Origin of the sequence: Saccharopolyspora rhizosphaerae (genome assembly GCF_003931915.1) — a bacterium.
Lineage (GTDB): Bacteria > Actinomycetota > Actinomycetes > Mycobacteriales > Pseudonocardiaceae > Saccharopolyspora > Saccharopolyspora rhizosphaerae.
The window spans coordinates 92,474-104,490 of the sequence record NZ_RSAA01000002.1; the positions used below are offsets into that span (position 1 = coordinate 92,474).

The following is a 12,017-nucleotide window of genomic DNA, read 5'->3' on the forward strand; positions in this document are numbered from 1 at the left end:
TCCTCACCTCGCCGATCACAGCGGGATGTTGCCGTGCTTCTTGGCCGGGAGGCTGGCGCGCTTGTCCTTGAGCATGCGCAGCGACCGGGCCACGTAGCCGCGGGTGTAGGACGGCGGGATGACCGAGTCCACGTACCCGCGCTCGGCGGCGGCGTAGGGGTTGCAGAGGGTGTCCTCGTACTCCTGCTGCAGCCGCGCGCGCAGCGCCTCGACGTCCTCCCCGTTGGCGGCGGCGTCGGCCAGCTGCCGCCGGTAGAGGATGTTCGCCGCACCCTGCGCCCCCATGACCGCGATCTGCGCGGTCGGCCAGGCCAGGTTGATGTCGGCGCCGAGGTGCTTGGAACCCATCACGTCGTAGGCACCGCCGTAGGCCTTGCGCGTGATCACGGTGACCAGCGGGACGGTGGCTTCGGCGTAGGCGTAGAGCAGCTTGGCGCCGCGCCGGATGATGCCGTTCCACTCCTGGTCGGTGCCCGGCAGGAAACCCGGGACGTCGACGAAGGTCAGCACCGGGATGTTGAAGGCGTCGCAGGTCCGCACGAAGCGCGCGGCCTTCTCGCTGGCGCCGATGTCCAGGGTGCCCGCGAACTGGGTGGGCTGGTTGGCCACGACACCCACGGGCTGGCCCTCGACCCGCCCGTAGCCGGTGATGATGTTCGGCGCGAACAACGCGGAGACCTCGAGGAACTCCTCGTCGTCGACCACGGTCTGGATGACCTTGTGCATGTCGTAGGGCTGGTTCGGCGAGTCCGGGACCAGCACGTCCAGTTCGCGGTCGGCGTCGGTGATCGCGTCGGAGATCGCCCCGGTGCCGGTGTCGGCCCCCTCGAAGAGCGGGGGCTCGGAGAGGTTGTTGCTCGGCAGGAACGACACCAGTTCCTTGACGTAGCCGATCGCGTCCTCCTCGTCGGAGGCGAGGTAGTGCGCGTTGCCGGAGCGCGAGTTGTGGGTGTGCGCGCCGCCGAGCTCCTCGAAGGTGACGTCCTCACCGGTGACGGTCTTGATGACGTCGGGCCCGGTGATGAACATGTGCGAGGTCTTGTCGACCATCACCGTGAAGTCGGTGATCGCGGGCGAGTACACCGCGCCGCCCGCGCACGGGCCCATGATGAGCGAGATCTGCGGGATCACGCCCGAAGCGTGGGTGTTGCGCTTGAAGATCTCGGCGTAGAGACCCAGCGCCGCGACGCCTTCCTGGATGCGGGCGCCGCCGGAGTCGTTGATGCCGATCAGCGGGCAGCCGGTCTTGAGCGCCAGGTCCATGACCTTGACGATCTTCTCGCCGAAGACCTCGCCCAGCGAACCGCCGAAGACGGTGAAGTCCTGCGAGAACACGCACACCTTGCGGCCGTCGATGGTGCCGTAGCCGGTCACCACGCCGTCGCCGTAGGGGCGGTCGGCGTCCATGCCGAAGTTCGTGGAGCGGTGCCGCGCGTGCTCGTCGAGCTCGACGAACGAACCCTCGTCGAGCAGCATGTCGATGCGCTCGCGGGCGGTCTTCTTGCCCTTCTCGTGCTGCTTGGCCACCGCGCGCGCCGAGCCGGCGTGCACGGCCTCGTCGTTCCGCCGGTACAGATCCGCCAGCTTGCCGGCGGTCGTGTGGATGTCCGGCACGTCAACCGGCGGCTGACCGACCGGCTCCGTCGCGCTGCTCATGCAACCAACCTGTCCTCGTTACCTGCTCGGTCCCAGTATCCGCGCGGACCTGGTCTCGCCGGAGGTTAATTGTCCCGCCGCGATCGAGTCAAACCTGCAAGTGACCGACCGCTAGTCCTGCTGTCCCCTCCCAGGCGGTTTCTCCTGGCTCTTCCCGCGCTAAGTGAACGGCGCCTAGCGCCGGCCTCACGCCTCGACGGGCGTCTCCAGCATCAGGGCGGAGCCCACCCGCAGCACCGCCCTGGCGTCGCGGACCGCACCCGTGCGCGCCATGTCGTTGGCCGCGGTCAGCGCCGCCTGCACCAGGATGCGGGAGCGCACCGGGTCCAACTCGGGACGCGCCTCGCACAGCAGCCCGACCCACTCGGCGACGTAGGCGTGCTGGGTCTGGCGCGCGCGGTGCCGTTCGTCCGGTGGCAGGTGCCCGACCTCGCTGACCAGGATGTCGATGAAGCCCCCGTGGTCGAAGGCGAAGCGGATGTAGGAGCGCAGCAGCGCCCGCAGCGCCTCGGCGGGGTCGGCCTTGGTGGCCAGGGTCCGCTCCAGCTCGACCTCCAGCCAGGCGTTGCCGCGGGTGATCACCGCGCTGAGCAGCTCCTGCTTGCTGGCGAAGTAGTTGTACAGGCTGGGCCCGGCGATGCCGGCCGCCGCGCCGACGTCCTCGGTGGTCACCTTGCCGTAGCCGGCTTCGGCGAACAGGCGGGTGGCCGCCGCCAGCAGCAACCGGCGGCGCGAGGCCCGGCCCGCGAAGCGCTCCAGCTGCTCGGGGTGGGTCTCGGGGCGGGGTGCGAGCTCCTGCGGCGGACGGTTGCCGATGATCACGACCATCTCGGCGAGCAGCTGCTCGAACTCCCGCCGCGCGAGCTGCACCTGGTGGTAGGAAGGGCTGGTCAGCACGCTGAACGCGCACCAGGCCCGGAACCGCGCGTCGGCGTCGGTCAGCTCGGGCCGGAACGCGCGGGCGAGGCCGGTCAACCCGCGAGCGACCTCGCGCAACTCGCCGCGCAGCACGTCGCGACGTTCCTCGGGGAGCCGCCGCGACTCCCGCTGCCAGAGCACGCCGAGCTGGCGGTGGTCGAGCGCGGCGGCGGCCAGCCGGGACACCACCTGCTCGACGTCGCCGGGCTCCGCGGTGATCTCGACGAACGGGTGCAGCTCGTCGAGCACCACGTGGGTCAGCAGCTGCTGCTTGCCCGCGAAGTGCCGGTACAGCGCGGAGGAGCCGACGCCGACGGCGTCGGCGATGTCGCTCATGCCGACCTGGTCGAAGCCCTCGCGGTAGAACAGGTCGGCGGCCGCGGCGGTGATCATCGCTCGCCGGTTCCGGGGTCGCGTGCCGCGCGCAGGCGGGCTGCCCACCTCGGCCATGACCACCTCCGCTCGCTCCGGGCGCCGCATCCGCCAGAGGTTATTTCGCCACCCCCTGCGGGACAACCTCGCCTCCTCCCCGCACACCCGGGCAGCGACCGCGACACTGGGCACAGGATCCGCTGAGTCCTACGTGGACGCGACTCGTGCTCCCGATGGCCGAGGCCCTCGCGGACAGCGCCTGCTCCAGGGTGCGGAGTGTCTGGCACACCGGGTACCGCACCCCGGGGGCACCGTCGACTTCGCGCGTATTTCGACGGGAACTTCGGGCGTCGAAGTTCGCGCGAAGTTCGACGTGGGGCAGCCGGTGTGCCGTGACCTCGTGATCTCGTGTTCCGGCGCGGATCGCGGGCGGTACACCAACGGGGCTGGTCTGGCTTCCTCGGCGCTGCCGGGCGGGACGGTCTTCCCACGCGCTCTAGGCTGGGGAGGCCTCGCACCGATCACAGTGGACGGGAACCATGTCCGAGCTCGCTCGCCGCCTCGACGTCGCCGACACCGGTGCCCGCCGCGCGTGGATCGCCGACGTCCTCGTCGACGCCTTCTCCGACCTCATGCGGCGCGACCCGGCAGCCTTCCGCACCAAGTTCCGCAAGATGGCGGCCGATCCGTTCGCGTTCTACCGTGGCAGCGCGTGCCTGTTCTACGCCGACGTCGACCGGCTGGCCGACCCGTGGGCCGACGAGCGCACCAGCAGGGTGTGGATCCAGGGCGACCTGCACGCGCAGAACTTCGGCACCTACATGAACGCCGACGGCGTGCTGGTCTTCGACGTCAACGACTTCGACGAGGCCTACCTCGGGCACTTCACCTGGGACCTGCAGCGCTTCGCCGCGAGCCTCGCGCTGCTCGCCTGGAGCAAGGCGCTGCCGGACAGCGACATCGTCGCGTTCGTCCGCCATTCCGCGAGGTCGTACCTGGACCAGGTGCGTGCCTTCGCCGCGCAGGACCGCGACTCCGAGTACTCGCTGCGCCTGTCCACGACCGGGGGCACGATCCACGACCTGCTGCAGCAGACCCGCCTGCGCAGCCGGACCGAGCTGCTCCACCGGCTCACCGAGGACCAGGGGTACAGCCGGCGGATGCGCAGCGGCCCGACCACCCGCCGGCTCGAGGACGCCGAGCGCAACCGCGTCGAGGAGGCCTTCGCCCGCTACCTGGAGACCGTCCCGCAGGAGAACCGGATGCGGGACGTGGCCTACACGATCAAGGACGTCGTCGGCTCCAGCGGTTTCGGCATCGGCAGCGCAGGCCTCCCCGCCTACAACGTCCTCATCGAGGGGCCGACGGAGGCCCTGGAGAACGACCTCGTGCTGTCGATGAAGCAGGGCAACGTGGCGGCTCCCTCGCGGGTGGTCACTGACGAACGCATCCGGAGCCACTTCCAGCACCACGGCCACCGGACCGCCCTGTCGCAGCGGGCGCTGCAGGCGCACGCCGACCCGCTGCTCGGGCACACCGAGATCGACGGCGTCGGCTACGTCGTCGACGAGCTCTCGCCCTACGAGTCGGACCTGGAGTGGGGTGAGCTGACCGAGCCCGGCGACATCCTCCCGGTGCTGGACTACCTGGGCCGGGCCATGGCCAAGGTCCACTGCGTGTCGGACGCCCAGTCGGACACGCAGCTGGTGGACTTCCAGACCGAGGAAGCGATCCTCGCGGTCGTCGGCGACCGCGAGGAGGAGTTCGTCGACTGGCTCGTGGAGTTCGCTCTGGGCTACGCCGACGTCGTCCGCGACGACCACCGGCTGTTCGTCGACGCCTTCCGCAACGGCGAGATCGGCGAGGTCACCGCCACGGCCCGGTGAGCCTCAGGCGGGGGCGCGCAGCGCTCGGAACCTCGGGCGGCGGTGGATCCGGAACCCCATCCGCTCGTAGAGGGCGATGGCGCCGGTGTTGCCGGCCACGGCGTGCAGGAACGGCTGCTCGCCGTGCGCGCGGACCTCGTGCACCAAGGCCTTCACCAACCGGGAGGCCAGACCTCGGCCGCGGAAGGCCGGGTCGGTGCACACCGCGCTGATCTCGCACCACCCCGGCGGTCGCATCCGCTCGCCCGCCATCGCCACCAGTCTGCCGTCGTGGCGGATCCCCAGGTAGGTGCCGAGTTCGACGGTGCGGTCCACGAACGGACCGGGCTTGGTGCGCCGGACGAGATCGCGCATCTCCGGGACGTCGTCGGTGGTCAGGCGGACGGCCTCGGGTTCGGGAGCTCCGACGACGCCGTCGTCGACCATCTGGACGCCGGGCAGGTCCTCGAACGCCTCCCAGCCCGCGGGCGCGGTGCGCGAGTCTCCGGTGATGACCGCCTCGCCGCCGGGCCCGACCAGCTTCGCCGCGTCCGCCCACGCCGCCGGGTCGGGCTCCTCGGGCAACCCCAGGAAGGGCGCGACGTCAGGCGCGTAGCGCACGGCGTCGCCCGTCCGTTCGGCGAAGCGGGCGTGCTCGCCGTGCAGCGAGTGCCACACCGGGTTCTGCAGCGGGTCGGACACGGTTCTCCCCCATGATCGGTCGTTCCGCAGCAACCGCTCGCGGCCCGGAGTTGTTCCCTACCAGGTCCAACGGGTGGCCGCGGCCACCTCCTCGGGCGTCGCGTCGGCGAAGCGGTCGGCTTCCCCGCGGCGGACGGTGAGGAGGGCGTCGTGCAGCTCCGGTTCGAGCGCCTCGGCCAGCACCTCGGAGGACGCGAGCGCGTCGGCGGCCTCGGCCGGTCCCTCGGGGAGGCGTTCGACGCCGGCTTCGGCGCGGTCGTCCTCCGAGAGCAGCGCGGGGTCGCCGGTGACCTCGTCGGGCAGGGTCAGCTCCTCGCGCACGCCGGCGAGTCCGGCGGCGATCACCGCGCCGACCGCCAGGTACGGGTTGGCAGTGGCGTCGAAGCACTTGACCTCGGCGTTCGCGGCCCAGGACTGGGTGCCCTCGGTCCCGGTGATCAAGCGCACAGCGGCTTCGCGGGCCTCACGTCCCCACACCTGCCAGATCCCCGCCCACCGGGAGGGGCCCAGCCGCAGGAAGCTCGCCGGGTTGCCGGCTCCGATGGCCACCAGCGCGGGCAGTTCGCGCAGCACCCCGGCCAGGAACGCCTCGCCTCGCCCCTGCAGGCCGTACCGGCCCGGGCCGCCGGCGAAGAGGTTGCCGTTCGCGTCGTGCACCGAGAGGTGCAGGTGCGCGCCCGATCCGGCGCCACCGGGGATCAGGCAGGGAGCGAAGCTGGCGCGCCAGCCGTGCCGGCGGCTGACCGCGCGGATGGTGTGCCGGGTGAGCACGGCGTCGTCGGCGGCGCCGACGGGGTCCTTCGCCGCGACCGACATCTCGGCCTGCCCGAGGGCGTACTCGGGGTGGAACTGCAGCACCTCGAGGCCTTGCTCGCGCATCGTGCGCACCAGCGCGAGCCCGTAGTCGGCGAGCGCTTCCAACCGGACCTGGCCGTAGCCGGAGCCGCTGATCGCCGGCACGAACTCCTCGGTGCCGGGTTCGGCCAGCACCCACTCGTGCTCGAAGGCGGCCGACACCGACAGCCCCGTCGAGGCCGCCGCCGCGGCCTGCCTCGCCGCGAACGCGCGCTGGCAGGCGACGAACCGCGGCCCGTCCTGGGTGAACTTGTCCGCCGGCGCCCACGCCCAGCCGTGCATGGCCACCAACCGGGTGAGCCGGGAGATGTCCGGGACCAGCCGCAGATCGCCGTCGGGCCCACCGAGGTGGGTGCCGCGCAGCATCACGTCGTCGAAGGTGAAGGTCTCGAAGCACGGTGAAGCGCCGAGTCCGTAGCGGGCGAGCTCGGACAACCGGTCCAGCGGCGCGGTCTTGACCCGCACGATGCCCGCGTTGTCCACGAAGGACAGTTCCACCAGCTCCACGCCCTCGGCCCGCAACCGAGCCGAGGCGGGCACCAGCTCGGCCGGCTCCGCGGCCGGGATCCGATCGCCGCTCATGCACCCACGGTAGTCGCGATCGCGCGGCGGGCGAGCGCATTTCGCGCGAACGGCCCTCCAGCCAGGGGTGGCGGACCTCCCGCGCGGGAGGTCCGCCACCCCGTCGACCGGGTGATGGCTCGGTCAGCCCTGCCGCTGGGCGAGGAGTTGTTCGAAGGGAACGGGGTCCTCGAACGGGTCCGTGGCCTGGGTGGCGGGGCGCTGTTCGAGGAGTGCCGCGAACTCGTCGGCGGCGCGGTCGATGCGCTCGGGCAGCGCGCTGCCGCCTCCGGTGGCCCAGTCCTCCGAGGCCGCGTAGACCGAGGTCGGTGCGACGAGGGCGTGCAGGTAGGCGAACATCGGCCGCATCGCGTGCTCCAGCGCCAGCGAGTGCCGCGCCGAACCGCCGGTCGCACCGATGACCACGGGCTTGCCCGCCAGCGCGTCCTGGTCGAGCACGTCGAAGAAGGACTTGAACAGCCCGCTGTAGGACGCCTGGAAGATCGGGGTGACCGCGATCAGCCCGTCGGCCCGGCGCACCGCGTCCAGCACCTCCTCCAGCTCAGGGCCGGGGAACCCGGTGACGAAGTGGTTCGCGATGTCCTTGGCGTGCTCGCGCAGCTCCACGGTCCGGGCCTGGACCGGGGTGGTGCGCGCGGTGGCCGCGGCGAGCCGGTCGGCCAGCATCCGCGTCGACGACGGGGTGCTCAGCCCCGCCGAGACCACGACGATCGCGCGCTCGCTCATCCCGCTTCCTCCTGCTGCTGGTCGGCCTGCTGCTGCGCGGCGAGCAGGGACTGGTGGGCGGGGGCGTCCGGGACGTGCGCGGGCTTGAGCTTGGCGAACTCCTCGCGCAGCACCGGCACGACCTCCTCGCCGAGGATGTCCAGCTGCTCCAGCACGGTCTTGAGCGGCAGGCCGGCGTGGTCCATGAGGAACAGCTGGCGCTGGTAGTCGCCGACGGTCTCGCGGAAGCTCAGCGTGCGGTCGATGACCTGCTGCGGGCTGCCGACGGTCAGCGGGGTCGTGGTGCTGAACTCCTCCAGCGAGGGCCCGCCGCCGTAGACCGGTGCGTGGTCGAAGTAGGGCCGGAACTCGCGGACGGCGTCCTGGGAGTTCTTGCGCATGAACACCTGACCGCCGAGGCCGACGATGGCCTGGTCGGCCTTGCCGTGCCCGTAGTGCTCGAAGCGCTGCCGGTACAGGCGCACCATGCGCTTGGTGTGCTCGGCGGGCCAGAAGATGTTGTTGTGGAAGAAGCCGTCGCCGTAGTAGGCGGCCTGCTCGGCGATCTCGGGCGAGCGGATCGAGCCGTGCCAGACGAACGGCGGAACGCCGTCGAGCGGTCGCGGTGTCGAGGTGAACGACTGCAGCGGGGTGCGGAACTTGCCCTCCCAGTCGACCACGTCCTCCCGCCACAACCGGCGCAGCAGCGCGTAGTTCTCGATCGCCAGCGGGATGCCTTGGCGGATGTCCTGGCCGAACCACGGGTAGACCGGGCCGGTGTTGCCGCGGCCCATCATCAGGTCGACGCGGCCGCCGGCGAGGTGCTGGAGCATCGCGTAGTCCTCGGCGATCTTGACCGGGTCGTTCGTGGTGATCAGCGTCGTGGAGGTGGACAGGATGAGGTTCTCGGTCCGGGCCGCGATGTAGCCGAGCATCGTGGTGGGCGAGGAGGCCACGAACGGCGGGTTGTGGTGTTCGCCGGAGGCGAAGACGTCGAGCCCGACCTCCTCGGCCTTGAGCGCGATCCGGACCATCGCCTGGACGCGTTCGGCTTCGGTCGGGGTCCGGCCGGTGGTCGGGTCAGTCGTGACGTCGCTGACCGAGAAGATCCCGAACTGCATGTGAACTCCCTACCTGGCCCCAGCCCGCGTCATTTCCTACGAGCTTCAACTACTCGCGAGAACGAGTCTTCCCGACGAAGTATTCCAGGTGCCTCTCGACCTCGCCCAGTCCTACCCCACCGTCCCTCCCGCTCCGGCCTGCCGCCGGTGTGTGCGTGCCCGGACGCGTCGGGCGCGCTGCGTAGGATGCCGCCCGTGGCGTCTCCCGAAACCGCGACCGACCAGACCACCGAGGCCCTCCAGGTCCTGCAGCGGGTCTTCGGCTACGACTCCTTCCGAGGAACGCAGCAGGAGATCATCGACCACGTCGTCTCGGGTGGCGACGCGCTGGTCCTGATGCCCACCGGTGGCGGCAAGTCGCTGTGCTACCAGATCCCCGCCCTGGTGCGCTCCGGCGTGGGCGTCGTGGTCTCGCCGCTGATCGCCTTGATGCAGGACCAGGTCGACGCGTTGGCCGCGCTCGGCGTGCGCGCGGGCTTCCTCAACTCCACGCAGAGCCCCCAGCAGCGCCGCGAGACCGAGACCGCCTTCCTCGACGGCGAACTCGACCTGCTCTACCTCGCTCCCGAGCGGCTGCGGCTGGACTCGACGCTGGACCTCCTCGCGCGCGGTGAGGTCGGTGTGTTCGCCATCGACGAGGCGCACTGCGTCGCCCAGTGGGGCCACGACTTCCGGCCCGATTACCTGGCGCTGTCGGTGCTGCACGAGCGCTGGCCGGACGTGCCGCGCATCGCGCTGACCGCGACCGCCACCCCGGCCACCCGCCGCGAGATCGCGACCCGGCTCCAGCTCACCGAGGCGCGGCACTTCGTCGCCGACTTCGACCGGCCCAACATCCAGTACCGGATCGTGCCCAAGAACGACCCGCGCAAGCAGCTGCTGCAGCTGCTGCAGACCGAGCACGCGGGCGATTCCGGCATCGTCTACCGGCTCTCGCGCGCCGAGGTCGAGCGCACCGCCGAGTTCCTCACCTCGCACGGCATCACCGCGCTCCCCTACCACGCGGGCCTGGACAAGGAGGTGCGCGCCGAGCACCAGTCCCGGTTCCTGCGCGAGGACGGACTGGTCATGGTCGCCACCATCGCCTTCGGGATGGGCATCGACAAGCCCGACGTGCGGTTCGTGGCGCACCTGGACCTGCCGAAGTCGATCGAGGGCTACTACCAGGAAACCGGCCGCGCCGGCCGTGACGGGCTGCCGTCGACGGCGTGGATGGCCTACGGCCTGCAGGACGTCGTCCAGCAGCGCAAGCTCATCGACCACTCCGAGGGCGACGAGGCGCACCGCCGCACGCAGAGCAGGCACCTGGACTCGATGCTGGCGCTGTGCGAGACGGTGCGCTGCCGCCGCGCGCAGCTGCTCGACCACTTCGGCCAGCAGGCGGCGGGCGAGTGCGGCAACTGCGACACCTGCCTGAACCCGCCGGAGTCCTGGGACGGCACGGTGGCCGCGCAGAAGTTGCTGTCGACCGTGGTGCGCCTGGACCGGGAGCGCCACCAGAAGTTCGGCGCCAAGCAGGTCGTCGACATCCTGCGCGGCAAGAAGACGCAGAAGGTCGAGCAGTTCCGGCACGACGAGCTCAGCGTCTTCGGCGTCGGCGCCGACCTCAGCGACACCGAGTGGCGCGGGGTGATCCGGCAGCTGCTGGCGCAAGGCCTGCTGGCCGTCGAAGGCGACTACGGCACGCTGGTGCTCACCGGCACCAGCTCCGAGGTGCTGCGCCGCGAGGAGCCGCGACCCGTCTGGCTGCGCACGGAGCCCAAGCCGACCCCGGCGGCCACGGCCAAGGCCCGCGACACCAAGCGCGCACCGCAGGAGATGCCCCCGGAGGTCGAGCCGGTGTTCCAGAAGCTGCGCGCGTGGCGGAGGGAAGTGGCGCGCGAGGAGGGCAAGGCGCCGTTCATCATCTTCCACGACTCGACGCTGCGGCAGATCGCCACCGTGCAACCGTCCACGTTGGACGAGCTCGCGACGGTCAGCGGTGTCGGCGAGGGCAAGCTCAACCGCTACGGGCGTGGCGTGATCGAGGCCCTGACCGCTCCGGATCAGTGACACAGGTCCCGACCGGGCGTCTACACTGCCCCGAGGCATCTGGTGCGGATGGGGGCTGAGTGATGGGTGAGTGGTCGACGAGCACGCCGGTCCGAGGGATCAACACGACCGTCGCGCACAACGCGCGGGTCTGGAACTACTGGCTGGGCGGCAAGGACCACTACGAGGTCGACCGCCAGGTCGGCGACCACATCCACTCGCTGTTCCCGCTGATCGCCGACGTCGCCCGCGCGGACCGGGGTTTCCTCCAGCGCGTGGTGGCGCACCTGGCCGGTGAGGTCGGCATCCGCCAGTACCTCGACATCGGCACCGGGCTGCCGACGGCCGACAACACCCACCAGGTCGCGCAGCGGATCGCTCCGGACTCGCACGTGGTCTACGTCGACAACGACCCGCTGGTGCTCACCCACGCCCGCGCGCTGCTGACCAGCTCACCGACCGGGCGCACCGACTACATCGAGGCGGACGCCCGGCACACCGAGGAGATCGTGCGGGCGTCCGCGCGCACGCTGAACTACCAGCGGCCGGTGGCGGTGATGCTGCTCGGGATCCTCAACTTCATCTCCGACACCGACCAGGCCCACGACATCGTCCGCCGGCTGGTGGAGGCGATCCCGTCCGGCAGCTACGTGGTGATCACCCACCCGACGACCGAGCTGGACGGCGAGGCCAACCGCGAGGCGATGGCCTTCTGGAACAAGAACGCCACTCCGCCGATCACCGCCCGCAGCGGGGAGCAGATCGCCGCGTTCGTCGACGGACTGGAGGTCCTCGAGCCGGGCCTCGTCTCCTGCGCGCTGTGGCGCAACGCCGCGGAGTTCGCGACCAGCGTTCCCCAGTACGGCCTCGTCGCCCGGAAGCCCTGACCCGCGGTCGACACCCGCGGTGCGGCAGGCCGGGAGAGCTGACCACGCTGCGACCCGCAGTGCGGAGGCCCGACCTCGACCGCGCAGGCGCACCACCTGTGACGTGGCTCTCCGCCGCCAGCGGTGGGATCGAACACCGGATCGCCTTGCTCAGCCGTGCTGACCAGGGACTTCATGCCTCTGTGCGAAACGTCACGATTGAACGTGCGCCGACCCGTTTTGGCTGGTCGCACATGAACACTTTTGTCACCCTCCGCAGTCGATTTTGGTTTTGAACCCTGCGGGTCCCCTGTTGGCGTGAGGGTCGCTTGAAGGCACGACTA

Annotated in this window: 9 protein-coding genes; 3 read left to right on the forward strand and 6 right to left on the reverse strand. The window is 70.9% G+C overall.

Going from position 1 to position 12,017, the window contains the following annotated elements; translation table 11 throughout:
* Positions 1-15 precede the first annotated feature (15 nt).
* Together EIL87_RS02775 and EIL87_RS02780 are read right to left on the reverse strand one after the other, a co-directional pair.
* A complete protein-coding gene (locus EIL87_RS02775; RefSeq protein ID WP_125088549.1) occupies positions 16-1,656 on the reverse strand; it encodes an acyl-CoA carboxylase subunit beta in 1,641 nt (546 codons plus the stop codon).
* Positions 1,657-1,842: 186 nt separating this feature from the next.
* Positions 1,843-3,054, reverse strand: a complete 1,212-nt coding sequence (locus EIL87_RS02780) for a TetR/AcrR family transcriptional regulator (RefSeq protein ID WP_233575973.1) — start codon at positions 3,052-3,054, stop codon at positions 1,843-1,845.
* A 431-nt stretch (positions 3,055-3,485) separates the two neighbouring features.
* On the opposite strand from EIL87_RS02780, the gene EIL87_RS02785 reads away from it, so the two are divergent.
* Entirely contained in the window at positions 3,486-4,832 is a 1,347-nt protein-coding gene (locus EIL87_RS02785) for a DUF2252 domain-containing protein (protein ID WP_125088550.1), read from the forward strand.
* 3 nt (positions 4,833-4,835) lie between these two features.
* Here the strand turns inward: EIL87_RS02785 and EIL87_RS02790 are convergent, their stop codons facing one another.
* The 4 genes from EIL87_RS02790 to EIL87_RS02805 form a co-directional block, all read right to left on the reverse strand.
* Positions 4,836-5,513, reverse strand: a complete 678-nt coding sequence (locus EIL87_RS02790) for a GNAT family N-acetyltransferase (protein WP_125088551.1) — start codon at positions 5,511-5,513, stop codon at positions 4,836-4,838.
* A 57-nt stretch (positions 5,514-5,570) separates the two neighbouring features.
* On the reverse strand, positions 5,571-6,950 hold the full coding sequence (locus EIL87_RS02795; protein WP_125088552.1) for a type I glutamate--ammonia ligase: 1,380 nt from the start codon (positions 6,948-6,950) through the stop codon (positions 5,571-5,573).
* 123 nt (positions 6,951-7,073) lie between these two features.
* The gene (locus EIL87_RS02800; protein WP_125088553.1) at positions 7,074-7,676 is read right to left on the reverse strand and encodes an FMN reductase; all 603 of its coding nucleotides are present in this window, start codon (positions 7,674-7,676) and stop codon (positions 7,074-7,076) included.
* The gene (locus EIL87_RS02805; protein WP_125088554.1) at positions 7,673-8,776 is read right to left on the reverse strand and encodes an LLM class flavin-dependent oxidoreductase; all 1,104 of its coding nucleotides are present in this window, start codon (positions 8,774-8,776) and stop codon (positions 7,673-7,675) included. Before EIL87_RS02805 ends, EIL87_RS02800 begins: the two co-directional genes overlap by 4 nt.
* A gap of 186 nt (positions 8,777-8,962) precedes the next feature.
* Between EIL87_RS02805 and recQ the strand changes: the two genes are divergently transcribed.
* Both recQ and EIL87_RS02815 read left to right on the forward strand, forming a co-directional pair.
* Positions 8,963-10,828 carry a DNA helicase RecQ gene (recQ, locus tag EIL87_RS02810; RefSeq protein WP_199740213.1) on the forward strand — a complete coding sequence of 622 codons (1,866 nt, stop codon included), beginning with the start codon at positions 8,963-8,965 and terminating at the stop codon, positions 10,826-10,828.
* 62 nt (positions 10,829-10,890) lie between these two features.
* The gene (locus tag EIL87_RS02815; protein WP_125088556.1) at positions 10,891-11,694 is read left to right on the forward strand and encodes an SAM-dependent methyltransferase; all 804 of its coding nucleotides are present in this window, start codon (positions 10,891-10,893) and stop codon (positions 11,692-11,694) included.
* Positions 11,695-12,017: the final 323 nt, after the last annotated feature.